We start from the raw sequence: 25,554 nt of genomic DNA, 5'->3' as shown, positions 1-25,554 counted from the left end.
GGCTTTTTTATGAGGATAAAACTGCATGAAACTTTACGTAGCCAACACCACGAAGCAGCGGCATATCTTCACGTACCGCATGCTGGAGACAGGCCGCCTCCGCCAAATTCCCATTGAGCACGGATCTCAAATGATGGTGCTTGATGGCAACACCGAAGAATTGAATGCTGTCATTCAACACCATCAGGTTTACGGGATGGTTGACGCAACAAAAATAGACCAGGCAGGTGAGTTCGTTGGCATCTGTTACAGCATTGATAAACCGGTCGGCGCAAACGTAATCGAAAAAACCATTCGCGATAACGACGCGCACCTGACCAAAGAATCACATGAAATGCGCCAGGCATCACTTGCCGCTCTGGATAAAACTCTCAGCGATAGCGAGACGGGTTACGGAGGCGAGATGGAGTTCAGTGTTGAGCAGGCCAAAGGACGTGACGAAAGCGACGACGAGCCGACCGTTAATGAAACCATTGTTACCGAAAAATCAGGGAACAAGAAAAAATGACAACCAGTCTGTCGGGATTCATCGCTTTCGTTCGCACCGACATGGGCGTGACAGTTGATCAGGTTCCCGACGACTCGCCGTCACTTTCCCTGGCTTATGGTGGTGCTGTCGAGTGGGTTAATCAAGATATCGCCATGGTGATGCCGACGTTCTATTCTGTTGCCGTGTACAACCTCGCCGCGTCTTTTCTGGTGAACTACGGAACTGAATCGGCGTTCTCTGAACTGAGAGCAAAGCTAAAACTGAACGATCTGCACGTGGGTGTAATTTCATCGGCGTCGGATAATTCAACTGGCGCTACGCGGCTGGTGCCGGATTTTTTCAAAGATCTCTCTCTGGCCGATCTTCAAATGCTGCAAGACCCATGGGGGCGTCGTTACCTGATGATTGCGCAGCAGTTCGGGAGTTTGTGGGGGCTGTCGTGATTACATTGCATCTTGGCGTAATTGATATCCCGTATGAGGGGGAAGGAAAAACGACGGGGGATGTAGCGGAACGACTGGAAGAAAAATACCACATCATGCAGACCTTCTTTGATCGCTACGGAAATGATATTGCCGAGATGATGAGTAATGATCTCGCGGCCAATTTGGAAAACATGCTGGCTGGCGCGCCGCCGTCAAGAGATCCGCTTGCAGAGTCTATGTCGCGGATTCACGACCTGTTTGTGGCCTTCCTTGATAACGAAGAGATGAATGGCAAGCCGGGCGTGCCAACTCGCCGCGCGTTGCTTGGCATCTCGAAGCGTTTCAAAAATAAGAAAAGCAATCCCCGCCCTTCATTTATCGACACCGGAACCTATCAAGCGGCAATGCGCGCTTGGGTAAGCGGGGTGCTAAATGCCTTCCCTGAATGAGTTGCAGCAGACAGCAAAGACAGAGTTAAACGCCACTCTGACACAGGGGCTTGACGACCTTAGCCAGTATCAGGTTGTTACTTTCACTCGGTACATTCGAACGGTTCTTCCGTTAGATGGGTTTGTGTTCTGGATTAAGGCGTCACTGATTGAGCCAGATGACACTGCTGATACTGTCGATGTGAAGGGGTACCTGCATCTGACTACCGACAGTATTCAGGACGATGAGCAGATCTATGATCGCAACGTTGTGACGCTCACCGCTCAGTCTGATATTGACCCGTTTAATGATATTGGCAATAGCGTTCTGTACATTGGTGAGTTCTTCGGCATTCAATTTTCCTTCTCACGCCGTACGGGGCTGAATGAGCCGGCCAATTTGTATCACTATACTGGTGAGGCGATTTTTCCTCACATGCGGTCGCAGATAATTAACTCTGTAGATGATATCGACCTCGACGATGTTGTTGTTTCAAGCTCACTTCCTGTCTGGCTGTCCCTGAACAAATACATGCCAATGTTCCCAGCGATGCTGTCATTACAGAACCTGACGCCTCCATACGCGACTGTAAAATGCAGTAACGTCGCGCCAATAGAGGGTGGTTACTACATTGACGCAGAGTCAAATCAATATCAGCTCGTAACTGAGGATGTGACGATATCGATCACCGGATTGAGGAACGCAGAAACCGCAGATTTCCTCTGGTACGTCCAACAGTACACGTTGCGCGATGATGCAGAGATGGGGGTTATGAATATCCCTGTCGTTCAGGATGAGCGAGTGCGGCAAAACGAACTGAACGTTATCGCTATGCGTAAAACCATTAAATTCAGGGTCAACTATTACCAACAGCGGATGCGCAACGTATCACGCCAGTTAATCACATCAGCAATCCCGTCCATTTACCCGGAGAAATAATTAAATGGCAATTGTTAACATTAACATATCGGTGACTAACCCGCCGAAGCCGTCGCAACTGCTCAAGTCTGGGGCGATGATATCAATGGGCGGAACAACGCTGGGCGCTGGTGAGTACCAAGTGCTGACCAGCAAAGATGACCTGAAAAATATCACGGCTCCCCCGAAAAACATCTCGTCGATCACATGGGCGGCAGGTGTTGCAACGGTAACTCTGTCTGTGGCGCATGGATGGAATACAGGCGACACGATACCAGTAATAATCGCTGATGTAGCTCCCGCGGGATACAATCGCGCTGTTGATGCAACGGTGACTAGTGCTACTCAGTTCACGTATCCACTCGCCAGCGATCCGGGTGCAGTGACGGTTATGGGCACAGTTAATACCGTGGCGGCCAGCGAAATCACTCAGATGAACTCCACATTTTGGGCGCAGGGGGCAACCAGAGCTGTTTATGTTCTGGAGTTGGGTGCTGTTTCTAATTCTGCCGCGATCGCTGCATTGAGTGAGTTCATTGACGAAGACACATCCCTTGGTAACACATACCAGAAAATATTTTCGTATCTGGTTCCGAGAGAATGGGATGAGGAAGCGACATTCCAGGCGTTAACCGGGCAGTACACATCGCCAGAATCGCTGGTGTATTTCTTCGTTACAACCACCATCGCAACGTATCAGGCATGGGCAGCTACGGCTAACAAATCGGTTTTCGCGGGAGTCGAGGCTCCTGCAATCCCTGTAACCGAATTTTCCATGGCATTCCCGTTCCAGTCGGCGCTATCTAATGAGCCCGGATCATCAAACATGGTTCCGCCAATGGCGTACCGATTCGGCTACGGCGTAACAGAGTATCCGATAGCCAAAAATGGAACACTGCTTAAATCCCTGCAAGAAAACAGCATTAACTATATCGGAACAGCTGCAGAAGGGGGGCTGAGCAATAAAATGCTGGTAGCAGGGCATATGCTCGACGGCAACCCGTTTAACTACTGGTATTCCGTTGCTTGGGTTGCAATCAATCTGGAGTTAGACCTAGCCAACGAAGTGATCAATGGTTCAAACACCACGGTTAACCCGCTTTACTACGATCAGTTCGGCATTGACCGGCTGCAAAATCGTGCTCTGAAAACAATGCGGAACGGCATCAGTTACGGACTTATCCTCGGGCAGGTACAGGGCGTGAAGCTCATTCAGGAAGCTTTCAATACCGAGTATGCAAAGGGTGCTTATGCGGGCAATGCGGTTATCAACGCCGTTCCATTCAGCAACTACACCAGCCTGAACCCATCTGATTACCAGGATGGAAAATACAATGGCCTTAGCGCCGTGATGACACCTCGCCGTGGGTTTGAGTCGATCACTTTTAATCTCAACGTAACGAACTTTGTAGGGGCATAAAAATGGCAAACCCTTTAGTAGCGCAGGGATTCCTGAACCGTGTTCGTGGTGCTGTGTCTGTTACTGATAATCCGAGCCTGAGCATTACTGCGGCGTATCTCGGTAAAGAAGGGATCAGCCTCCGCCCTGATAACGCCGCCACCGACATCATCCCCACGATGACAGGCACAGTAGGCAGCCAAGCGCCTTACCAACAGGTGACGTTGACAGTTCACCTACTCAGGACGCAGAGCCTGGGTGCTAGCTATCAGCAGCGATTTGCGTCGGATACGTCGCTGGGTGAGGTGGTTGTTACGCCTGACGCTAACACGTTTGGAAACGTAACAGTACAGAATGCGTACCTCGTTAACTTCAACGAACTGCCGCTTAACGGAACGGATGCCGGCTATGTCGTCACCATCAGCGGCTACGTGACCACTAACGACAACATGTGGGTGTAACTAGTGAAAATCGACAAAAAACTGAACCTGGTAAGCCACATCACACGTGAAAACGGGGATGTCGTGTATCTGCATGTTACGCCTCTGCCGTATGAGGTGGTTGAAGAGAACTGCCTGCTGTTGGGAAACCTGTTTACCAATTTTATTTCTCAGGTCGGAGGTCTGGGTGCTGCCCGCGTGGCCGCCATGATGCTGCGGAAGAAGTTAAAGCAGGAGCAAGAAGCTCGACGGGATGCAGGTCTAGCATCTGGGCCAAGTATTGCAGATGACATTCAGCGCATGACCAATGTTGTCTATTGTGATGCCGGAAAATGGAAAACCATCCCGCTCGATACGGCACTGAAACAAGAGATTGTGACCGCTGATGAGTATCGTGAGGTCGAGGGTGAAGTGGTTTTTTTTATGGTCTCCTCTGCCATTCAGAAATCGGAACTGATAGCCCCAACAGTGGGATCGGTGATCGGTATGTACGGTGGTCAATTGACGCCATCCGGCGTTACGGCGTTCCGCGATTCATTGCTGACATTGAGTCAGGATACCGATACCCCGAACCCGAATCCCCCGCAGGAAACGTCATTCATACCCTCTTAGAATGGGCGTCAAATGAGGGTTTCTATCGTGTGATGCGGGAAATTAGCGGTGAAGAGTTCTCCAGCCCCGCACACTACCGTCAGAGATTCATCATTGCAGCGTTAAAAGAACGAGGGTCTTTCAATGGTGGCTAAATCAATTCTAGAAATCGATGTGAATGACGATAAGTTCACATCGTTTATGGAGAAATTCAGAGAATATCAGGCGGCGCTGGACGAACTGCCAGAGGCGTGGCGCGGTGCCGCTCAGGGCATCGGTGACAGCGCAAAAGAAACAGCGAAAGCAAAAGTTGAGGGGGCAGCTCTAGCAAAGGCGTTCTCTGACGGTGCCGATGCGATCCTCTCCATCAATAGCGGGCTGGATCGGCTGAGCACCTCCATTGAAGAAGCCAATAAAAAGCAGAAGGATTTCAATAAAAACGCCCGATCGTCAGGTGGTTTTCTCAAGACCGCGGCTAAAGACGCTAAATCCATTGCCGGGCATATAAAAAATGCGACAACCAGCCTCCTATCATGGGGGAGCATTGTCGGGGTGTTTACTGGCGTTCTCGGTGCTGGTGGCCTGTTTGGTATTAACCGTCTGGCGGCCACCACCGGCGCTCAGCGCTTTACGTCGCTTGGCCTTGGTACAACCATTGGCGGCATGGACGCCGCCGCTATCAACTACCAAAAAGCCCTCGGCAACCCAACCGCTACACTTGGCGCAATTCGTGACGCCAAAATGGACCTATCAAAGCGCTGGACATTCTCGGCGATGGGCATTAATAACCCAGACCAGGACCCCGCAAAATTGCTACCGCAGATGATTCGCAATGCGCGTGACATCTTCGTTAAGAGTGGCAGCACAGCGCAGGGCGCGAATGCTTACGGCCTGACAAACTTCTTCAGTCTCGATGATCTGAACCGGTTTAAAAACATGACCGATGAAGAAATCGACGCCATGCAGAAAAGGGCAGAGAAAGATTCCCAACTATTGCAGATAACCGACCAGCAAGCGCGGCAGTGGCAGGATTTCAACGTCCAGCTCGACTACAGCAGCCAGAGCATCAGGAACGCATTCGTTCGCGGATTGGGGCCACTAACTCCCGCTCTAACCAAGCTGTCCGAGGCGTTGACATCAGCGATCGATACCGTCCTGATATCTCCAGAACTGGGAAAATGGATCGATGGTCTGGCTAACGGGATTCAGCGGTTTGGTAATTATCTGGCATCCCCTGAATTCACCACGGATGTGAATGATTTTATGTCTGGTATCAAAAAAATGGCTTTAGCTGTCATGGATGCCATTAAGTTGTTTACCGGACAAATGAGCGTCAGTGAGTACGCAAATAAGCACTCAACCATGCTCAGTAACGAGACCGTAAAAGACCCGCAGACTGGCAAGGAATACATACCTGGCACGGATGGAGACCCTCGCGTATCCCCTCTCCTTAAGAGAGCTAGATCCTTTCTTGGTCCCGCGCCAACACAATATGATCAATATTTCGAAGAGGCTGCAAAGGCAAACAATGTTGACGCAAGGTGGCTGAAAGCCATTGCTGGTGCAGAATCTTCGTGGGATCCAAATGCAAAATCATCCGCTGGAGCTCAGGGCCTAATGCAGGTGATGCCATTTAATTTCCAGCCTGGCGAAAAGCCTTTTGATCCGCGCGATAACATTATGGCGGGAGCGAGAGTTCTTGCGTGGGCCATGCAGCAGTCGGGAGGTGATTTTGATGAAGCATTACGCTATTACAACGGAGGCAGTAGGAGGGGGAGCGCTGAAAATATTGCCTACCCCGGAAGAGTAAAGGAGCAGTTCGACGCAATGTATGGCGGTCGAGAAAGCACCATTCCCGGCAACACCCCTGATAACGTGGAATTATCCAAAAGCGCACAGAAAACCAATCAACTATTACAGCAACTCGTTGATCGTGGCGTGGGCGGCAATGGTGGCGGGGTTGCGATCTACAACAACACGGGCGGAAACGCAATTATATCGTCCGCTCAGATGGGAGTGCCTGGTTAATGTCATTCACTCGAGGGATCTACACGCTGGGGTTTGAGATATCGCCGGTTATCCTCTGTGGTGGCGTGGCAGAGAGTATTCCCGGAGGAATGCTGCCTATTGTCGCTATTACGCAAAGTGCCAGCTTTGTTACTGGGTTGCTCAGTGGCTCAATTAATCTTATCGATCTGGATAAATATTTTTGTCACTGGCGGCCAGTTCAGGGCGCGACAATGATTGATTACGATATCGCTCGCTATCCGTTCGCAAATCAGCGCGTGGCTGCGAACGCCCTGCTGGCGCAACCCAATCGGGTTAGCCTGATGATGGATGCTCCGGTCAATGAAAACACTGGGGCGATGACAAAACTGGTGACGTTCAGCGCGCTACAGGCCGTACTTCAGGCGCACGCAAACCTCGGTGGTACGTTCATTGTGGCCACGCCATCGTTAATTTACAGCAACTGCATTCTGCGAACCGTTAAAGACGCGAGCGCTGGCAGTGAAGGGTTACCGCAGCGCTCCTGGTTGTGGGAATTTGAGCAGCCGCTGATTACAGAGAAAGATGCAGAAAGAGCCGAAAACAGTTTCTTCAACAAAATTAATGACGGCGACCAGGTAACCGACAGTGCGTGGACAAACACGGCTAACGCGCTGGGCAATACCGCACTTGGTGGGTCTGTCAGTGATGTCGTATCCGGCCTAATCGGCAAGCTTCAGGGGGCGTTCGGCATATGAGCACTGAATATTATCCCTTCTCTGGTAACGAGCAAAAAAGCCTTGCCTTTGCGCCAGTACTCGACGGCATCGTATATAACGCACAGATAAAATGGAATGTCGCTGCGCAACGATGGTATTTGCTGATTACTGATAATTCAGGGAAATCGCTGTTAAATACAGCAATGGTCGGCTCTACATCGCAGGGCGGGATAAACCTTATTTCCGGCGCGTTTTCTGAAACAACCCTGATATGGCGTGAAAAAGACGCTCAAATAGAGGTAACAAGTTAATGCGCTACTACGAGATAAATATACTGGATAGTGACAATAAGATTATCCGGCAATATTCCAGCCTGAGAAATGGGGTATATAACCCCGGCTGCTTGATGGTTGAATTCGATATCCCGCGATATGGAGAATCAACCCCCGCAGGAGAAGCACATCTCACTATATGGGGTATCGGCCCACGGGAAATGCAGCAAGCCAGACAGGATCTGTATGGGAAAAAAATTCAGATATTTGTCGGAATGTCACCTGGCCTGCCTTTGGCTGGAAGGTGGAACCGCCAACTCGCAATTGAAGGAACAATTTTTCAGGTGTTCGGCAACTGGCAGGGAACCGATCTGAGGCTGGATTTCATTATAGTTCCAGGTCCCATCAACGAAAGTGATCCGCAAAACCTTACCCCGATTCAGGTAACGTTCCCGTGGCCAGCAGACAGATCGCTATCCGTGGCGCTAACTCAATGTCTTATGCGAGTTGGCGGGGGGTATAGCTATAATATTAGCGTCAGTAATCGACTCATTCTTAATTATTACCGCGACATGTTCTGTGGAACCCTTAAAAGCTTAGCGCAAGATTTAAAGGCATTTTCGCTTTCCCGCATAAGAGATCCCGGTTACTCAGGGGTGGAGATAGCGATCGTCAACGGAAAGGAAATCAGGGTGTGGGACAATGATTATGCCAACCATCCCGATTCATCATCGAAAAAGAGCGCGACCGCAAGAAAAAGCAGCCCTATCCAGATTGAGTTTATTGATCTTGTTGGTCAGCCGACATGGATAAATTTTGGTGTTGTTAGCCTGATATGCGTAATGCGTGCCGATATTCAAATTGGTGATCACATCCTTATGCCTAAACGTGCCCGACCGATGATTCAGGCATCATCATATTCTCATTACCGTGATGACTCGGCTTTTACCGGGGAGTTTATTGTCCAATCGGTACGACTACTGGGAAACAGCCGACAGCCTAATGCGGAATCGTGGATCACAATCATCGAGGCGGGGATTTATCAGCCGGTAGGTGGAAAATGAGCATTGAGCAGAAGCTGAGTCTTGCACGGAACATGAACAGGTTCATGGATCAACGGATGGAGGAAGCCTTTCAGAGTGCCGGAAAGGTTTTGCCAGCCAGCATTGTTGGTCGATCTGGAAATATGGTTACCGTTTCGTTTGAGCTTCGCGATACCCCGTACGTTTTCCCACAGGTAACCATCCCCCTGTTTGGTCCCGAATATATCCGCTACCCGATGCAACCCGGCGATAAAGGCATCGTTATTCCGGCAGACACGTATCTCGGCGGGGTGAGCGGACAGGGCGGCGGCGTGGCAGACCTTACACCGCCGGCCAACCTTAGCGCATTGGTTTTTTTGCCTATCAGCAATACCGAGTGGGAGGGGGTCGACGGTCAGGTGCTAACACTGTACGGGGCAGAGGGTGTGACTATTCGTGATGCTGGCAGCAACACCACTTTTCTGCTCACTCCGCAAAGCATAGCCATTGCTACCCCGGATTCCTTTGCGGTGACTGTAGGAGGGACGACCCTTACCCTAACCAAGCAGGGATGGTCTCTCGCTGGACAGAGTGGGAGCTTACAGGACGCCACCGCCAACACCAGCCCGAGGATTATGCATGAGGGGTGGCAGCAGTTGCTTGCGTGGCTGAATTCTCACCAACACAGTAACGGCAATGGCGGGGCAGATACGGGCGGCCCGACCAGCGGCTTTAGCGGGAGCATAACCGGATGAGAACGTACGGTAGAGATTCAAGCGGAAAGTGGGTTCTGGTTCAAACCGATGCTAACGGTTTTAATGATGCGGTTTACCTGACCACGCTGGTACAAAATCTAAAGCTGGCACCTGAGGAATCACCCTTCTACGCGCAGAACGGCATTCCTGCCAACAGTTCTGTTATTCAGCAGGTTCTGCCCACCTATTACGTAAACAGATTGCAGCGGCAATTTAGCCAATACTTTTCTTCGTTGCAGATACTGCCAGCGAGCATCGATCCGCCTGTTTACAACATTTCAGCCATCACGAATTCTGGCTCTAAAATTATTACGACGGTGAACGTATGAGTGACATGTCTGTTAGCTATGACGCGGCGGGGCCAATACCAAAAACGGCAGCCGAGCTGCGCAGTGAACTGGTATCCATTGCTACATCACTTTCGCCAGGGTTAACGACGGATTTACCCGGATCGTTGATAGAGGATATTGCCAGCACCGATGTGGGAGCGCTGCTGGTGTGTGACCAAATCCGCGTTGATCTTATCAACTCCGTAGGGCCACTCAAGGCAAACGTGTTCATGCTGAATTTGCTGGCTCAGCAGGCCGGAATTGCCGCCAGAAAAGAGCAGGGCTCGACGACTGTTGCGGTTCAATTTTCCGGCCCCGCAGGTTTCGTTATTCCGCAGGGGTTTCTGGTATCTGACGGGACCCAAACCTATGCCCTGAGTGATGCTACGATTATTCAGGCGTCAGGCGTCAGTTCTGCTTCGACGTGTGAGGCAACCATATCTGGAACGTGGGCTGTGCCAGCGGGAACAGTAACCCAGATCGTCAGCAGCCTACCGTCAGAAATATCACTATCGTGCACAAATCCAACCGCAGGGATACCCGGCGCGGATGCTGAAACATTATATGAATTCCGCGAACGTGTATGGGAATCGCAAATGTCCACGGTTCAGGGCTATCCGGGATTCATTCGCCAAAAGCTGACAGATCTGGAAAACGTTCAGGCACGTCTCGTTTCCATCGTGCAGGATGGAAATTATTGGGTTGTGATGTGTGGCGGTGGCGATATTTACGACATGGCTGGAGCAATCTATAAATCTGCAGGGGATATCAGCAGACTGAGAGGCAGTTCCATTAACATCACGGGGATAACCAATGCTAATCCCGGGGTTGCGACGACGGACATTACGCACGGGTTCACTAGTGGGCAGGTAATCCGCATTTCTGGTGCAAACGGAATTTCCGGTATTAATGACGTTAATCTCATCATTGACGTGATCAGCCCACACTCATTCTCTATTGGCCTGAACACAACGGGGGCAGGTACGTGGACGGGGGGCGGCATTGTTAGCCCAAACCTGAGAAATAATGTTGTCACAGTTAATGACTGGCCGGATAACTACATCATCCCATTCGTTGTGCCGCTACAGCAGCAAGTGACGGTGACATTCAACTGGGCGACCAAAAGCGTTAATTACCTGACGGATGCTACTGTAGCATCTCTGGTTTCATCTCCTGTGATTCAGTACATCAATGGAATATATGCAGGTAAACCACTCAATATTAACAACCTGAAGGATGCATTTTTACAGGCGGTTAATAGCGTTCTTGATATGAGCCTAATCTCTACGCTGAGCATAACTGTAACCGTAAACGGAATTATTACAGAGCCAGATGCGGGAACGAATATTATTAGTGGTGACCCGTATAGCTACTTTTACGTATCACCTGAGGGTGTGATTATCGACGGGGATTAGCATGCTGGATAATATAATTAAATCCTATCTCTACACGCAATATAATGACGATGAAAACCTACAGGCTTTTTTTTCTGCATACAACGAGATGTCGCAAGATATTTATGATTGGATGAAAAACTCCAATCTTCCTGTTTTTTCTGGCGGGTATAATGCTGGCGATCAGTTGAAATGGATCGCTAGGGGGATTTATGGCGTTAAGCCTCCTGTTTTAATTAGTGGGAAACAACAGATTTTTGGTGCCTATAATGCACTGACCTTCAATCAACTTCCGTTTAATGGGAGAGAGGTAGTCAATCAGTCAGAACAGGTTGTAGCCTCTGACGACATATTCAAGCGGATAATGACGTGGAACTTTTACAAAGGCGACGGATTCACTTTCACGATACCATGGCTGAAACGTAGGATTATGCGCTTTATTACCGGCCCCGATGGTGTTGATGTAACGAATGATCAGCGGTGGAGCGTGTCTGTTTTGTTCTCTGGTGACGGGGCGAGCATATCGATCGTCAAAGGATATCGTCGCCTGACCAATACGGCGATGTACAACTCGCAAGCGTTCAACACGCGGTCATTTAATCAGAGCGACAGCGTTCTGATAAAGAGCGGCGAGTATGAGTACGCCGCTCTGTTTAAGCAGGCTTTTGATAGCGGCCTGCTGCACATGCCGTTCTATCAACCCGTGAGCGTGACTATCGTTGGTTGAATGATGTACAATCATTTGTGCTTTCATATAAGGATGGTGGTTAAGGTGATTAAATACGGCATGGTTTTAATATTATTATTATCGGGTTGCGCGGAACCAAGTATCACACAAAAACGTGACATTCTATTAAAAAGAGCCCCTTCTGATTATTTTGAGTACAATGGGAATAAACCACTGAGCATAAATTTAATTAGAAGCGAGCTAGTATCAAATGGATGGGAAAATCAAGATTTTCTAAATAACCTATCAAAAAAATGCTATGGGCTTTCTTATTCAAATTCAGGTGAGTGCACTATATATTTTTACAATGAAGAATTAAAAAATAAAAAAAGAGATAGAGATTATGATACTTGCAGCAAGAGCGTTGATTGCTCAAAAGAAAGAGAAACAAATAATGCGATTAATGAGTTAAATAGTAAGTATTACATAGCCATGGCAAGAAATAGATACACACAAAGCGCTTTGGATTTTGAAATAAGAGAGATGTGCAAGGCGGTGGGAGTAGGTCAAAGAAGGGGATTGACTAGAGAGGATATCTCGAATCATATCAATCAAGTTCCTGGTGTATCACCAGAAAATAGATATTATTTAAGGGATATAGCGGACTCATGCTGGATTTTGAGTAAGAATGGAATTAAAGATGGTGCAACTAGAATAAAGAATACTTATTAAAAGAGATAGCCACCTCTTCTCCAGCCCACTCAAGTGGGCTTTTTGTTGACCGCATAATCGACTAATGCCTTTAATCCAGCAACTAGTGAGTTTATGTCGTCGGTGTCTATTTCGATTGCCTCACCTTCTTTTAGCTTGATTTGAAGGTTTTTAACCTTTCCCTCATCTAACGCATCCTCCAGTATCTGTACGATCTCCGAATTCATCGAACGCCCGTTAGCTTTAGCTCGTTCAGCTATGGCGTCGCGCATTCCGTCAGGGAAGCGAAGATTGAATTTGTCTTGCATTTGGCTTGGATACTTTGCCATTACGGTAACCTCTAACTATTTTTTTTATTATGGTGTGTACTTGACACCATGTGCAATGGTGTTAAATTGACATTAATGGTGGCAAGTTAATCCCAATGAAGGAGATAAAGATGCAAGATGTGATTTATACAGGCCGTAAAAATGTAGTGTTCAATCTGCGCCTGCCGGAGCGTATGGATGGTGAAATCCGCAAATTAGCTGAAATGGACGGTATATCCATCAATTCAGCGATTGTTCAGAGATTGGCTAAGAGCCTGAGAGAGGAAAAGGCGAATGGTCAGTAAAAGCAGCGAAGCCCAGCAGTGCACTAACACTAACCGGGCCTCTATCGAAAATAACCGACTGGGAAATATCGACATGAATAGTATAGCAACAACACCATGCGCCATCAATGTGCCGTTTTATGGAACAGATCTTTATGTCATCAATCATTGTGGCGAACCGTACACACCAATGAAGCCTATCATTGAAGGTATGGGAATGGATTGGGCATCACAATTCACAAAGCTGAAACATCGGTTTAAAGCCTGCGTTGTGAAAATAACAATGCAGATCCCGGGTGACGATCAGCGTCGAGATGTCATTTGCCTTGCTTTGCGTAAGCTGGCCGCATGGCTGAACACCATCAGCCCGAATAAAGTTAAAGCCGAGATCCGCGAGCGCGTTATCCGCTATCAGAATGAGTGCGATGACGTTCTCTACGAATATTGGACTAAAGGGCAGGTGACCAACCCTCGGAAAGCTCGTCAGTCCACAGCCAAGCAACTCACCCCGTTACGCCAGGCTGTTGAGCGACTGATTGCCACTGGCATGGGTAACATCTACGGCGACATTTGGAAACTGGTTCACAAGCGCTATGAAATCGACACCATCAATCAATTGCAGCCTGCGCAGATTGGTGAAGCAGTGGCCTATCTAGATGGGCTGGAGGGGGAATACATCCAGCGCGGACAGCAGACAGCGAAAACCGCCGTTGCTCCAGTTGGTGCCCGCCGCGTTCTGCTGTACCTCGACGCCAACGGCTCCGTGACGGGTTCACTGCCCATCGCACCTGATGAGCTGGTGGCGAGTTGGGATACGTTCGCGCAGTTGGCACGACGCGAGGGCTGGATTGTCATGCACAAGAATGAGGTGTTCGAAAAAATGACCGGAGCAATAAAGAATTTACAGTAGTGCAAAACAACCAATCTAACCCGCCATTGAGCGGGTTTTTTAACGCCTAAATATTGGAGGAATAATGGCTCTATCACTTTTGGCCGCCAACAACGCACAGTCAGTTCTGGCGTCAGGGATAAGCGCAGCGTCCACCACCCTGACTGTTAACACAGGAACGGGAGGGCTTTTCCCATCCCCTACGCCTGGTATCAGTTTTTTCAAACTGACGCTAATTGACTCTGCAACCGGTACTCTCACCGAGATCGTTCACGTCACACAACGAACTGGTGACACGATGACTATCGAGCGTGGGCAGGAGGGGACGGCAGCGCGGATCTGGTCAGCGAACGATATTGCAGCGAACATGATGACCGCGGGCACGCTGTCGTATTTGAAGGGGGATATAGACGGTAAGCTGGCTAAAGACCAGAACGGCGCAGACATCCCAAACAAACCGCTATTTCGGGAAAACGCGGGCATTACTGCGTTACTAAATGAAAAGGCGAACAGCAACTCTGTGTTGTTGCTGAAGGGGCCTATCGGCACTGCTGATTTAGATACGCTGGGGGGGCCGAGTTATCAAGGTCGCTGGACGCAGGGAGCTACAGCTAACGCGACAATCGCAAGACACTACCCAATTGTTTCTGCTGGGTCTCTCGACGTCATTTATAACGCCGTGGCTGGGTACGGCACTGTTCAGATATATACAACGCATATATCAAATAGAATATTTATACGCAGCAAACCATTAACTGCAGACCCGTGGTCTAACTGGGTTGAGGTTTGGACATCTGGAAACCTCCCCAACCCAGCAACGCTGGATACTGCGCAAACATTTTTAGCGATGCAATTATTTAAATCAAACCAAACTCCTGTGAGGATTTTAGCCCCAAACCCCGGCGACCCTGTTTTTATTCCGTTCTATGACTCGAACGGAGCGTCAAGAAAGGGGTGGCTAGGGCGTGGCTCTACGAACATTGACACGATTGAATTAGTAAATGATGTTGCAGCTAGCGGATTGGTGTTATTGCACACTGGTGTAGTGAGATTAACGCCTGGAACAGGAGCAAATGCAGTTGTGCGCCGTAATGGCGTAGATCATCAAATATGGGATGCTGGGAATCTACAAAATCCATTAAATGGCGACGTTCTCGCGGGTATACCTCTCCCATTCCCCGCCGCAGTAGCCCCATCTGGCTGGCTCAAATGCAACGGGCAATCATTTGATAAAACCCTGTATCCTGTTTTAGCGTCACGCTATCCGTCTGGCATATTGCCCGATTTGCGCGGAGAATTTGTACGCGGTTGGGATGACGGGCGCGGGGTCGATACGGGTCGTGCGCTGCTGTCAGCACAGAGCGACGCAATCAGGAACATAACGGGGCGGTTTAATCCGGGGGGGAACGGAGTCAGTGCGGATAGTGAATTGTTCACCGCTGGCCCGTGGGGGCAGGCATCAAATGGTGGCGCAGCAGGTGACTCTGCGCTCATTACATTTGACGCATCAAAAGTCGTACCTACAGCTAACGAAAACCGCCCCCGCAATATCGCCTTTAACTACATCGTGAGAGCAGCATAATGAGCAACTATTCAACACAAATTAAAAACGCAGAACTGAACGAACGCGGATTAGCCATCAATACGGGCTGGATTACGGTTTATCACGTTAATCCGACTACGCGGGAATATCAGAGCGCCAGCTATGAATATGTTATGCAAGGTGTTGGCCTGCCCGCCGACAGCTACGCAGACGAACCGCAATTGCCGCCTGTCGGCCAAGCCTTGCGCCGTAGTGCAGACGGTAAGGCATGGGAACCAGTGCCAGACCATCGCGGCCAGACGGTTTACAGTACGGAAACACGACAGGCGCAGACGGTTACGCAGTTCGGCGGCTTACCTGAAGGTGTTACGCTGCTGAAACCCGCGTCAGAGTTTGATGTTTGGAACGGGGAAAAATGGGTGCTCGACAAAGAAGCGCAAGCAGCAGCGGCAGTAAAAACTGCACAGAGCGAGTTAGCATCACGCAAAACGGCGGCAACGTCGCGCATCAACGAACTGACGTATGCAGTTAACCTTGATATTGCGACAGACGCAGAGAAAGCCTCGCTGACAGAATGGCAAAAATACGCGGTGCTACTGAGCCGCGTTGATGTGAATGCTACTGATATCGAGTGGCCCGATCAGCCCCAGTAATCACGCAAAAAACGACAACCTCCCCGCAATAATATCTAGCGCATCCTCGAGCGTTGGCACAGGGTCAATATGAATCGCTGGCGCGTCAGTTTCTCCGACGCGTACAGCGACATAAAACCCTGAATCCCCGATCACTGCGTATGAGCCGACAGGGCAATCAGTCAGCATGTCGCTGTCGTCCAAAATGCAGATCGTCGTTCCGTTATAGTTAACTATTTCCATTTTTTACACCCGAAATTTACCCGTCCATGTCCGAAAAATATAGCATGTGTTTGATTTAAAAGGATAGGAAAGGACGGTGTTTTTGATGGGTTTTTAATCTGCGGGTTTGTTTTAATTGTTATTTTTCAGTTGTTTAGTTATTTTATGGCGACTAAAGGAATCGTACTCGGTCTTTTTTTTTGATTTAAAAATCGATTAATAAAATTATGCCTCTCATCTGCTATGCCTTGGTTTATCCTTCACTTCAGGATCGTACATGAAACAGCGTGGGTTGATTCCTGTTTGGTGGGTATTGGTTGGCGAATCTATTGCTAATGAACGTGTGGAGTGAGGCGGATTTCTTGTCAGTCCGGCTTTTAAAGACTTTTAAGAATAAATGCTTGCTAAAGATTGTTATACATGCGTTAATAGGTGGTCGGTTTGATTCGCAGACCTAAAAAGCAGTTTAGTAAAGCAGTTCTCATTTCAAAGTGTTATCCATAGATATCCCTTCTTTTTGAGCCTCCTTATCGTTGCTAATTAAATTCTGTGCACAGGCCCTATTTGCCGGAAGGCGCTATAAAATTAAGGTAATTTCTATGTCTAATAAAATGACTGGTTTAGTAAAATGGTTTGACGCTGGTAAAGGTTTTGGTTTCATTACTCCTGACAACGGCAGCAAAGATGTATTCGTACATTTCTCTGCAATTCAGAGCAACGATTTCAAAACTCTGGACGAAGGCCAAAAGGTTGAGTTCACCATTGAAAATGGTCAGAAAGGCCCATCAGCTGGCAATGTTGTCGCACTGTAAAAAGTCGCGCCACAATAAAGCCAAATGAATTAATGTTTCTCTTGCGATAGCGATGATGGTTTAAGCCGGAGCAGTCAAGGAAAGCACTAAGAATCCCTAGCGTAAAGCTGGGGATTTTTGTTTATATAACATGCCGAATTATACGGTTTATAATATTCAGACCTCGCCGACTCATATTGTTTTATTACTAACCATCTATGGACGTTCAATTTTATTTGCTACGACATCGTGAACGGACATATTTATTCTCCTTTCATGATAAAAATACCTTTTATCACAGCCCAATTGACAAGAAGACGCGTAACTATTTTTACAATGATGGGCAGGACTCTTTTTCCTGCAATGAAATCATGGTTTTTATTTGATGACTAAACCTAAAAATGGCTTTTTTGTTGATGGTTTTTTAACGTGATTGGTGAATTTATATCTCAGTAATAAAAATTATCGACTAAATTTATAGAACACGATGGATGAGAGAAAATGATGACTGAGAAAAATACGGACGCTAAGCACAAGGGTGAACACGACCATCGGGCAAAAGACGCGCCGAAAGATCAGGGTGAAATTCCGCGCAAACGTGATGACAGCAGGGATGATGTCGAAGATCCGTTTGATGCGAATCAGGATTAATAGGTTGGCGACAGGTTTCTGTCGCCAATGTACAACGAAAGATTAGTGCGCTTTAGACGTTACGGTGACTGCTGAATTGGGAGTGAAATAATCGCTTTCATCCACAATCGGAATATAAATCCTGACCCATTCAGATCCTTCAACCATCTCCCAGCTATGTCCTTCTCCCTGCGTATCGGCGGCAATCAAGACAGTCCCAGGAGAAAGCAGAAAAGTGGAACCATCGCTGACCCGAAATTTCAACGTGCCTTTCAGCGTGATGACATATTGTTTGCGCGGTGCCGGGTGAACGTTCATCTCCCAGGCTTCAGTGGAATTACTAAGCCAAAATTTTTGTGCAGTGATTTTTTCCAAAGCTGGCACACTACCTGTGACGAAAGCTGAGTGATTGTCTGATGTATTGATCAATTTGATGGCTGGTATCCGAGTTTCCTCCGCGTGAAGTGAGGGGGGAACGGTGGAATAAGCAGTAACAGAAACCAATAGTCCAGCAAGCGCCAGAAGAAAACGCGATGTTTTTTTCATTTAAATAAAATCCATATTATTTATGTCTAATAAACAGGTAACCCTATATATGTCAGCTGTTTATGCGTACATCTTACAATGCCGGAGGATAGTACTGCTGAGGCTTACCTTTCACCAGATGGTTAAAGCAATTGCAGTGATTGGTATGTCGCTTGATTTGTTTATATTTTATTCATTATGTGATGGTGTGCCGGAGAGTTTGGACGGTGAAATTGCTGAGCAAAATACGACAGAGTAGCCCTGAGGCTCCTTGCCGTCTGGTACGAAGAGCCGCAGTGCCGTGTAACTGATCGCGCCCGGTAGCGAAAACGATACGATATGACGACGCGCCGGCTATATTGTTCTTTATCGGCTATGCCATCCACATCAGTTCCGTAATCAGATGAGTCCGGCCGAATTCGCGTTAATAGCATAATATTATTCAGGAGAAGACAATAATCGGGAGACGATGCTGATGCGGGGATGGGTAATCGTTGTGGTGATACTGGGGGCGTTAGTCGCTCTGGCGCCCTGGATCCAACGTCAACTCCCGCCCGGCTACGATCCCCTTTCTCCGCTGTCTGTCGATGACCCACCTACGTTTATTACCCGGCTAAAAATGAAGTCTGTCGCCAACGATCCTGAAGCCTGTCTGGCTGTGTTAAAGCAGGCGCAGGAGAGCGGGCGTCTGCGATTCTCCGAGGCCAATGACATCAATGGACAATGTCCGGTTGTGTCACCCGTGCGGATACAAGGTTTTGGTGCTGTCACGCTCAGTTCCAGTTTTCTTGCCAGTTGCTCGCTGGCGCTGAGTAGCACCATGTTTGTGGCGCAGGTCGCGGTGCCGCAGACGCAGTCGCTTGGCACGTCGCTAGCGCGCATCGACCATATGGGCAGCTACGCCTGTCGAAATGTTTATCACCGACCGGAAGGGCGTTTGAGTGAGCATGCGACGGCAGACGCGTGGGATATTGCCGCTTTTCGTCTCTCTGACGGTCGGCAGATTAGCGTCCTGAATCAGTGGTCAGAAGCGGGCGATCGCGGCAGTTACTTGCGTAACACATTCAGGGAAAGCTGTCGTTTTTTCGGTAACTCGCTAGGGCCGGAATACAATGCTGCACACGCTAATCACTTTCATTTTGGCATGCGCGGTTTTGGCGTGTGTCGATGAGAATACTCAGGCGGGAAAACTAAAAATCAGCGTACTCCTGGGCGGGGATCCAGAAGCCATCAATATACTCTTCAATGGGGAAGCAACCCGCGCGACGCAGGCGCTGTTCATCCATCGCTTGCAGACATTGCGCTTCGGTGTTGTAGGCACCGACGACCAAATCGTCACAGCCATGCCCGAGATAACAAACAAATATCACTAACGCAAACATGTCGCTCTCCAGACATTACCGATTTTCTTCTGTCAGGATAATTGTAGATGAAAATCAGTGAGGAAAGGGAGAATGGGCGGTTCATCAGGTGGTTTTATCGCCACCTGATGTAGAAACCGCATTTATTCTTTAGAAAGAGGCTGGGCGGAGGCTGCGCCATCCCGCACTAAGTCGCGCGGCAGGCTGTTTTTTATCCGGCTGCTGATGCGTTTTGCCAGACCGACCGGTGTGTTCTGGTAGGTTAAAATCAGCTCACCCGCAGCAGGAAGCGGCTCCGGATAGCTGTCTTTCCCCTGAAACCACTCGCAGGCGATGCGATCGGTCAGCGCGTAGGCATTCTTCGCGTTCGGATCGGCCAGCGCGACAATCGCTTCATGCTGCCAGCGGAAACCTTTAGGGAAGCGTTCAGCAAGCTTAATGCCTATACGTGAGAATTTGATATTGCCAAAAGCGGAGGTGAGCGCCGCAGGGAAGAGCCAGATCTCGCTATCACGCTGCCACAGTTGAAGTAACGCCTCATCCCAGTGAATACCTTGTTTACCTGCTGCCTGTGCGAGTAACGCAGCCTCTTTGGGGGCAACGGGAGAAAACGGAAATTTACCGACTTTATAGCCCGGACGCGGCAGGGGGGGCACGCTGGCGGTTTTTCGTAAGCGGGCAACAAAGAAGCCTTCGCTGTCATAAATCTGTGGGAAGACGTGCAGGAAGCCTTCTTCCGTTGTGGCGCGTTCGGCGTCGGCGAAGAGATCGTGTAACGATTCAAATTCGCACGCATCAGGAAACTGCGCCTGTAGCCAATGGCAGACCTGCTGGTTTTCATACCGATTCAGCGTACAGGTAGAGTAAATCATCACGCCGCCGGGCTTCAGTGCATGAAACGCGCTCATAATCAGGTCGCGCTGTGTGGCCGCAATATCGATAATGCTTTCTTGCGACCAGTGGCTCATCGCCGCCGGATCCTTACGTACTACACCTTCACCCGAGCATGGCGCATCCAGCAGAATCGCATCAAAATATTCCGGCAGCGCCGCGCCGAAAACCCGCCCGTCGAAGTGTGTAATCGCGGTATTGCTGACGCCGCAGCGGCTGATGTTGGCATGCAGCACCTTTACCCGGCTGGCTGAATACTCGTTGGCGACGATAGCCCCTTCATTATTCAGTCTCGCCGCAATCTGCGTTGTCTTGGAGCCCGGCGCAGCCGCGACGTCCAAGACCGTTTCCAGTGCATCGTTACGATGAAACAGGGCGCTGACGGGCAGCATGGAGCTGGCTTCCTGAATATAAAACAGCCCACTCAGGTGCTCCAGCGTATTGCCTAGCCGCGTGTTTTCCTCTTCTGCATTCAGCAGCCAGAAACCTTCCTGACACCAGGGAATCGGCTCAAGCTGCCAGCCATAGGGTTGCACGAGCTGAAGAAAGGCATCGACGCTGATTTTTAACGTATTAACGCGGATGCTCCGACGCAGCGGACGCTGGCAGGTGGCAATAAAATCCTCCATCGAAAGCGATGAAGGCATGATATCCCGCATTGTGTCGAGAAATTCAGCAGGCAGGTTGGCTGGGGTAAATTTTGCCACGGCGTGGTTCCGTACAGGTTATTCAGTAAAACGAGGGGAAGAAGCGGCGAAGTGTAGCACGGATCCTTCATACATCATGTGAAAACGGCAAAACGACGCGTGAAAACGACAGGGCAACGATCGCTGCCCTGTCAGGTTATAGGTTAATTATTTGGTGTCGGAATCGCCGTACCCCATTGCCGCCACTCTTTGGGCTCTTCGTTTCTCAGCAGGAAATGCTTTCCTTCCTGTGCTTTGGGGGAGAGTGGCGTGCTGGGTGGCGTCGCAAACGCGATACCGCCGCGAATGAACTGCTGGAAGGTTCCACTCTTGATGACGCCCCCCGTCAGGCCGAATTCCAGATTGTAACCCGAAGCCAGCCAGAAGACGGAATTGTCGCGCACCAGATGCTGATAGCGTTTGCTGATGCGCAGCGACACCGCGATACGATCCGAAAGCGTGCCCAGCGACAGCCCGGTTACCGTACCAACTTCAATGCCGCGGAACAGCACTGGCGTACCGACCTGCAATGCGCCCGCTTCCGGCGCATCAACGCTGATATTCAAGCCGTCCTGATAGCGAGAATCAGAGATGGTGGCCTGTTGCAGCTCAAAACTCCGCGTTACGCTGCCGTTACCCGGTTCGACGTTGATATAAGGCTGGAATAGCGTCTCCAGATGATTCACACCAGCGGCGGAAATTTCTGGCGTAACGACGGAAAAACGTGTCCCAGATCGAGCGAAATTACGCACAAATTCAGGGTAGAGCACGGCCTGCACCAGCACTTCGTTACGCTGCTCGGACAGCTTCAGCGAATCCAACTGACCGATATCGATTCCCAGATAGCGGATCGGCATGCCCGGCGCGAGTTTGCTGGCATCGTAGGTGCGCAGAATGATGCGGCTCCCCACGGCGCGCGCCGCCGTTTCGTTGTTGTAGAGGACGCGTTTACCGCCTTTAATTTCTGGTGCACCTTCCAGATTATCAAAACTGATCGCACCCTTAAGCGCTCGGTTCAGCGGGGAAGCTTGCACGGTCAGGCCCGACGTATTCAACTGCACACGGGCACCACCTTCCGCCCAGAACACGCTGTTTTCTGTCAGCAGTTTGCGGTGTTCAGGGCGAATGTAAACCTCAACTTCAAAGGTATCCGCCTTCGGCCGCACTCGCATGATTTCGCCTACCTGGAATTTACGGTACAGCACGATGGAGCCGTCCTGAATATCCGGCAGACTATCGGTCACTAAGGTGAGAGTCGGAGAGGGCGTGGCACCGCGAATGCCTTCCTCGGCTTTTTCGAGATCGCTGAACAGCGGATAGCGCGCCTGAACGTCACCTTTGCTGCCCGGTAAAACCTGAATACCGCCGCTGACCCATTCTTGCGCGCTGGCACCCAGAACTTGAATCCCATCCAGCCCCATCTTCACATTCACACGGCTGTTAACGATGAATTTGCTGTCGCGGTGTAATAGCTGGCGATATCGTGGCTCGATCACCAAAAGGAAGCTGACACCTTGTTCGTCCAGCGTGCGCTTCACGACCTGACCGACCTGCACGCCGTGCAACAGCACGGGTTGACCGCTATCAATGCCATAGCTTTGTGCGGCTGTGAGCTGAATAGAAAGCGCGCCGGGCTGGGTGAGCTGCTGTTGACCGCTATCCAGCACGTCAAAATGCTGGCGTGGTTCGCCTTCACCGGGGATAAGCGTCAGCGTTGGGCCGCTCAGCAAACGCGAAACATTCAGGTCGCTGAGCGAAAGCTGAGGTTTACTGAGTTCGATACGCGTACCTTCCCGCATCAGCGAAACCACGGAAGGATCGATGATGAGCTCCCCGCTGACCTTGCCGTCGTCCGGGGTCAACGTGATTTTACTTAGCGTGCCGACCTCCAGCCCCTGATACATCAGCGGGGTGCGGCCTTCGGATAGGCTGTCGCCAGAAGGTAAACCCAGCGTAATTTTCACACCGCGCTGGCTCTGTGCCAGATCGGGGTAGAGGCGGTAGGATTGCTCGGCGCCGGCATCCTCGCTCTCTTCCGGCGAATCGAACGCGATCGCACCGTTCACCAACGCCGCCAGATTCTCCATTTCAATTTTTGCGCCGCTGACGCTGATGTCGGCATTAAAACCAGAGACATTCCAGAAGCGGCTATTCTTCTTCACCAGATGGGTAAAGCGGCGTTCAACCAGCACGTCAATCATCACACCGCGGCGATCCTGAGAAACCGTGTAATCGTAGACTTTTCCTACCGGAATTTTACGATAATAAACCAGTGAGCCGGTATTCAGTGAGCCCAGATCGTCCGCATGGAGATGAATCAGCAGTTCCCCAGTATTCACGCGGTATTTGGGCTGCGTATCCAGCGCGGAGAAGTGCTCTTGCGGCTCGCCAGAACCGGGCATCATCCCGATGTAGTTACCACCCACCAGCGCATCCAGCCCTGAAACCCCAGCGAGAGAGGCTTTCGGGGTAACCAGCCAGAACTGCGTGCCGCTACGTAACGCTTCCTTCATATCGCTTTTGATACTGGTTTCGACCTGTATGGTGCGCAGATCTTCACTTAGCTTGATATTTTGTACGGTACCGACTTCAACCCCCTGATAGCGCACGGGCGTACGCCCAGCGACAATGCCGTCAGCGGAGACAAAATCGATGGTGACCGTGGTGCCGCGCTCCTGCTGATTGGTGTAAATTAGCCAGCCGGCAATCATCAACGCAATCAGCGGTAGCAGCCAAAAGGGCGACAGGCGACGTTTGTTCTTCACGGTAGCTTCAGTTGGTGTCCCTGGCGTATTATCTTGCATTGTTATTCCACATCAGTGTTATCCCACATCAGTCGGCTATCCAGCCATTCAACGGCAAGGATAGTGAGAATCACCGCCGCGCCAAAGTAAAAAGCAGCAGGCCCCATGGTGAAAGCGAGTAATTGATCGCGGTTGACGAGCGACATCGTCAGAGCAATCACGAATAAATCGAGCATGGACCAGCGGCCGATCCAACGGATAACGCGCAGCATCTTCATGCGCATCATTATGTTGCCTTCCGATCGGAAATGGATACTCACCAGCAGCCCGAAAAGCACAATAACCTTAGTAAACGGCACCAGAATACTGGCGATAAAGACCACCAGCGCAATCGGAACATTGCCTGACGCAAGCGAAAGAATACCGGAAAAAATTGTGTCCTCCGTACGCGCACCGTTGACATAAATAATCGATATGGGCAACAGGTTAGCGGGGAACAGTAAAACGATAGAGGCAATGAGCGCTGCCCAGGATTTTTGCAGGCTTTGCCGCTGACGCAAGCGAAGTGGAATATGGCAACGGGGGCAGCGACCCCGGTTGTCGGGTGAACTGGTGAAATGGCAGGAAAGGCAGATTCGGTAGCGATCCGGCGAAATCAACGGCCTCATGCGCGGATAAAACCGCTGCCAAAGCTGGTCGGTATTTAGGTGAATCAGCGTCAACAGGCTTAAGATCATCAGCGCCAGAAAGGCGACCAGTCCGATTCCCGCCTGAACATCCGCAAATTCACGGACTTTGATTGCGGCAACGGCCATGCCGACCAGATAGATGTCCAGCATCATCCACTCTTTTAGCCGTTGTAGCATGAGCAGAATGGGGCGCAGGTTCATCCCGATGCGGGGAGCAAAAAACAGGTAGAGCAGAGAAAAAACCAGCGTCAGCGGTGCGCCAACGGTACAGAAGGCGACCATGCTTGCCGTGAGCGGATGTCCCTGTCGGGTGATTTGCCAAATGCCTTCAAACAGACTGGCATTGATGGTGACGCCCAGCAATCGAATACTGATCAACGGTTCAGTGAAGGCAAACGGCATCAATACCAGCATGGCGACGGCCATCGCAGCCAGCCGAGAAATGTTCCAATCTCGGCCTGAACTGACTTTGGCATCGCAGCGTGGACAATTCGCCGTCTGGGTTCGCTTCAACGGTGGCAGCGCAAAAAAGGCATCGCATTCCGGGCAGCGATGATAGCGATCGACCGCAGGTACGGTACTTTTCGATCCCCCGGTTAACGGCGGCCGGGGAGAAGGAAACGGCGCAGGGCTGGCTATACTCTGTATTTTCATCTTTCCTGCGATCCGATAGAAAGTGTTAGTCTACGATGGATAACGTATTCACCGCTATTCAGTGTAACTGAAGGCTAACTGAATGATAAATTCATAAAAGGCTCTACCCGCCATCTTTCAAGTTGCAGATGTGTTGGCTTCCCTAACTCACCCCAGTC

Annotated in this window: 30 protein-coding genes; 23 read left to right on the top strand and 7 right to left on the bottom strand. The window is 50.0% G+C overall.

The features are described from left to right. The first annotated feature begins 25 nt into the window (after nucleotides 1-25). The 16 genes from EO763_RS12120 to EO763_RS12045 all read left to right on the top strand — a co-directional run bounded on the left by EO763_RS12120 (nucleotide 26) and on the right by EO763_RS12045 (nucleotide 12,568). Nucleotides 26-508 (top strand): hypothetical protein, encoded by a 483-nt coding sequence (locus EO763_RS12120; protein WP_161529097.1) that lies wholly within the window; start codon nucleotides 26-28, stop codon nucleotides 506-508. After that, nucleotides 505-933, top strand: coding sequence for a hypothetical protein (locus tag EO763_RS12115; protein ID WP_161529096.1), 429 nt, complete (start codon nucleotides 505-507; stop codon nucleotides 931-933). The genes EO763_RS12120 and EO763_RS12115 overlap by 4 nt, the downstream gene beginning before the upstream one ends. Next, nucleotides 930-1,364: a hypothetical protein gene (locus EO763_RS12110; protein ID WP_161529095.1), complete on the top strand. Its 435-nt coding sequence runs from the start codon at nucleotides 930-932 to the stop codon at nucleotides 1,362-1,364. Before EO763_RS12115 ends, EO763_RS12110 begins: the two co-directional genes overlap by 4 nt. Beyond that, nucleotides 1,348-2,283 (top strand): hypothetical protein, encoded by a 936-nt coding sequence (locus EO763_RS12105; protein WP_161529094.1) that lies wholly within the window; start codon nucleotides 1,348-1,350, stop codon nucleotides 2,281-2,283. Before EO763_RS12110 ends, EO763_RS12105 begins: the two co-directional genes overlap by 17 nt. A 4-nt stretch (nucleotides 2,284-2,287) precedes the next feature. Then, on the top strand, nucleotides 2,288-3,682 hold the full coding sequence (locus EO763_RS12100; protein ID WP_161529093.1) for a hypothetical protein: 1,395 nt from the start codon (nucleotides 2,288-2,290) through the stop codon (nucleotides 3,680-3,682). Between the two features lie 2 nt (nucleotides 3,683-3,684). Continuing rightward, on the top strand, nucleotides 3,685-4,122 hold the full coding sequence (locus EO763_RS12095; protein WP_161529092.1) for a hypothetical protein: 438 nt from the start codon (nucleotides 3,685-3,687) through the stop codon (nucleotides 4,120-4,122). A gap of 3 nt (nucleotides 4,123-4,125) precedes the next feature. Continuing rightward, nucleotides 4,126-4,713: a hypothetical protein gene (locus EO763_RS12090; protein ID WP_161529091.1), complete on the top strand. Its 588-nt coding sequence runs from the start codon at nucleotides 4,126-4,128 to the stop codon at nucleotides 4,711-4,713. A gap of 123 nt (nucleotides 4,714-4,836) precedes the next feature. Next, nucleotides 4,837-6,720, top strand: coding sequence for a lytic transglycosylase domain-containing protein (locus EO763_RS12085; protein ID WP_161529090.1), 1,884 nt, complete (start codon nucleotides 4,837-4,839; stop codon nucleotides 6,718-6,720). Further along, a complete protein-coding gene (locus tag EO763_RS12080) occupies nucleotides 6,720-7,436 on the top strand; it encodes a hypothetical protein (protein WP_161529089.1) in 717 nt (238 codons plus the stop codon). Before EO763_RS12085 ends, EO763_RS12080 begins: the two co-directional genes overlap by 1 nt. Next, entirely contained in the window at nucleotides 7,433-7,708 is a 276-nt protein-coding gene (locus EO763_RS12075; RefSeq protein ID WP_161529088.1) for a hypothetical protein, read from the top strand. Before EO763_RS12080 ends, EO763_RS12075 begins: the two co-directional genes overlap by 4 nt. Continuing rightward, complete coding sequence (locus EO763_RS12070; RefSeq protein WP_161529087.1) at nucleotides 7,708-8,733, top strand: hypothetical protein; 1,026 nt, start codon at nucleotides 7,708-7,710, stop codon at nucleotides 8,731-8,733. Before EO763_RS12075 ends, EO763_RS12070 begins: the two co-directional genes overlap by 1 nt. After that, nucleotides 8,730-9,446 carry a hypothetical protein gene (locus EO763_RS12065; protein WP_161529086.1) on the top strand — a complete coding sequence of 239 codons (717 nt, stop codon included), beginning with the start codon at nucleotides 8,730-8,732 and terminating at the stop codon, nucleotides 9,444-9,446. Before EO763_RS12070 ends, EO763_RS12065 begins: the two co-directional genes overlap by 4 nt. Next, the gene (locus tag EO763_RS12060) at nucleotides 9,443-9,775 is read left to right on the top strand and encodes a hypothetical protein (protein WP_161529085.1); all 333 of its coding nucleotides are present in this window, start codon (nucleotides 9,443-9,445) and stop codon (nucleotides 9,773-9,775) included. Before EO763_RS12065 ends, EO763_RS12060 begins: the two co-directional genes overlap by 4 nt. Further along, complete coding sequence (locus EO763_RS12055; RefSeq protein WP_161529084.1) at nucleotides 9,772-11,190, top strand: ubiquitin-activating E1 FCCH domain-containing protein; 1,419 nt, start codon at nucleotides 9,772-9,774, stop codon at nucleotides 11,188-11,190. Before EO763_RS12060 ends, EO763_RS12055 begins: the two co-directional genes overlap by 4 nt. 1 nt (nucleotide 11,191) lies before the next feature. Next, on the top strand, nucleotides 11,192-11,896 hold the full coding sequence (locus EO763_RS12050) for a hypothetical protein (RefSeq protein WP_161529083.1): 705 nt from the start codon (nucleotides 11,192-11,194) through the stop codon (nucleotides 11,894-11,896). A gap of 45 nt (nucleotides 11,897-11,941) precedes the next feature. Beyond that, nucleotides 11,942-12,568, top strand: coding sequence for a hypothetical protein (locus EO763_RS12045; RefSeq protein ID WP_161529082.1), 627 nt, complete (start codon nucleotides 11,942-11,944; stop codon nucleotides 12,566-12,568). A gap of 29 nt (nucleotides 12,569-12,597) precedes the next feature. Here EO763_RS12045 and EO763_RS23615 read toward each other — a convergent pair whose 3' ends face one another. Next, nucleotides 12,598-12,876 (bottom strand): Arc family DNA-binding protein, encoded by a 279-nt coding sequence (locus EO763_RS23615; RefSeq protein ID WP_244321985.1) that lies wholly within the window; start codon nucleotides 12,874-12,876, stop codon nucleotides 12,598-12,600. A 110-nt stretch (nucleotides 12,877-12,986) separates the two neighbouring features. Between EO763_RS23615 and EO763_RS12035 the strand changes: the two genes are divergently transcribed. From EO763_RS12035 to EO763_RS12020, 4 genes are all read left to right on the top strand, one after another. Next, the gene (locus EO763_RS12035) at nucleotides 12,987-13,160 is read left to right on the top strand and encodes an Arc family DNA-binding protein (protein WP_161529081.1); all 174 of its coding nucleotides are present in this window, start codon (nucleotides 12,987-12,989) and stop codon (nucleotides 13,158-13,160) included. Then, nucleotides 13,150-14,049, top strand: coding sequence for a phage antirepressor N-terminal domain-containing protein (locus EO763_RS12030; protein WP_244321984.1), 900 nt, complete (start codon nucleotides 13,150-13,152; stop codon nucleotides 14,047-14,049). The genes EO763_RS12035 and EO763_RS12030 overlap by 11 nt, the downstream gene beginning before the upstream one ends. Nucleotides 14,050-14,326: 277 nt before the next feature. Beyond that, complete coding sequence (locus EO763_RS12025; protein ID WP_244321983.1) at nucleotides 14,327-15,610, top strand: tail fiber protein; 1,284 nt, start codon at nucleotides 14,327-14,329, stop codon at nucleotides 15,608-15,610. Next, a complete protein-coding gene (locus tag EO763_RS12020; protein WP_161529079.1) occupies nucleotides 15,610-16,224 on the top strand; it encodes a tail fiber assembly protein in 615 nt (204 codons plus the stop codon). The genes EO763_RS12025 and EO763_RS12020 overlap by 1 nt, the downstream gene beginning before the upstream one ends. Here the strand turns inward: EO763_RS12020 and EO763_RS12015 are convergent, their stop codons facing one another. Then, a complete protein-coding gene (locus tag EO763_RS12015) occupies nucleotides 16,225-16,446 on the bottom strand; it encodes a hypothetical protein (RefSeq protein WP_161529078.1) in 222 nt (73 codons plus the stop codon). A 578-nt stretch (nucleotides 16,447-17,024) separates the two neighbouring features. On the opposite strand from EO763_RS12015, the gene cspE reads away from it, so the two are divergent. Together cspE and EO763_RS23295 are read left to right on the top strand one after the other, a co-directional pair. Then, complete coding sequence (gene cspE / locus EO763_RS12010; RefSeq protein WP_005967874.1) at nucleotides 17,025-17,237, top strand: transcription antiterminator/RNA stability regulator CspE; 213 nt, start codon at nucleotides 17,025-17,027, stop codon at nucleotides 17,235-17,237. Between the two features lie 480 nt (nucleotides 17,238-17,717). Then, nucleotides 17,718-17,867 carry a hypothetical protein gene (locus tag EO763_RS23295; protein WP_167521825.1) on the top strand — a complete coding sequence of 50 codons (150 nt, stop codon included), beginning with the start codon at nucleotides 17,718-17,720 and terminating at the stop codon, nucleotides 17,865-17,867. A gap of 42 nt (nucleotides 17,868-17,909) precedes the next feature. Here the strand turns inward: EO763_RS23295 and EO763_RS12005 are convergent, their stop codons facing one another. Continuing rightward, entirely contained in the window at nucleotides 17,910-18,392 is a 483-nt protein-coding gene (locus EO763_RS12005; protein ID WP_161529077.1) for a cupin domain-containing protein, read from the bottom strand. Nucleotides 18,393-18,846: 454 nt separating this feature from the next. Here EO763_RS12005 and EO763_RS12000 point away from each other — a divergent pair, with 454 nt between their 5' ends. Beyond that, a complete protein-coding gene (locus EO763_RS12000; protein WP_161529076.1) occupies nucleotides 18,847-19,542 on the top strand; it encodes an extensin-like domain-containing protein in 696 nt (231 codons plus the stop codon). A gap of 19 nt (nucleotides 19,543-19,561) precedes the next feature. On the opposite strand, the gene EO763_RS11995 is transcribed toward EO763_RS12000, so the two are convergent. From EO763_RS11995 to yebS, 4 genes are all read right to left on the bottom strand, one after another. Further along, the gene (locus EO763_RS11995; protein WP_010302631.1) at nucleotides 19,562-19,753 is read right to left on the bottom strand and encodes a YdfD/YebW family protein; all 192 of its coding nucleotides are present in this window, start codon (nucleotides 19,751-19,753) and stop codon (nucleotides 19,562-19,564) included. A 122-nt stretch (nucleotides 19,754-19,875) separates the two neighbouring features. Continuing rightward, nucleotides 19,876-21,330 carry a 16S rRNA (cytosine(1407)-C(5))-methyltransferase RsmF gene (gene rsmF, locus EO763_RS11990; RefSeq protein WP_161529075.1) on the bottom strand — a complete coding sequence of 485 codons (1,455 nt, stop codon included), beginning with the start codon at nucleotides 21,328-21,330 and terminating at the stop codon, nucleotides 19,876-19,878. A gap of 143 nt (nucleotides 21,331-21,473) precedes the next feature. Continuing rightward, nucleotides 21,474-24,113, bottom strand: a complete 2,640-nt coding sequence (locus tag EO763_RS11985; RefSeq protein ID WP_161529074.1) for a PqiB family protein — start codon at nucleotides 24,111-24,113, stop codon at nucleotides 21,474-21,476. 2 nt (nucleotides 24,114-24,115) lie between these two features. Further along, the gene (gene yebS, locus EO763_RS11980) at nucleotides 24,116-25,396 is read right to left on the bottom strand and encodes a membrane integrity lipid transport subunit YebS (protein WP_161529073.1); all 1,281 of its coding nucleotides are present in this window, start codon (nucleotides 25,394-25,396) and stop codon (nucleotides 24,116-24,118) included. Between the last annotated feature and the right edge of the window lie 158 nt (nucleotides 25,397-25,554).

It is taken from the genome of Pectobacterium odoriferum (assembly GCF_009931295.1).
Taxonomy (GTDB): domain Bacteria; phylum Pseudomonadota; class Gammaproteobacteria; order Enterobacterales; family Enterobacteriaceae; genus Pectobacterium; species Pectobacterium odoriferum.
Note: the sequence above shows the minus strand (reverse complement) of the source record. Positions and strands in the feature narration are given on the sequence as shown.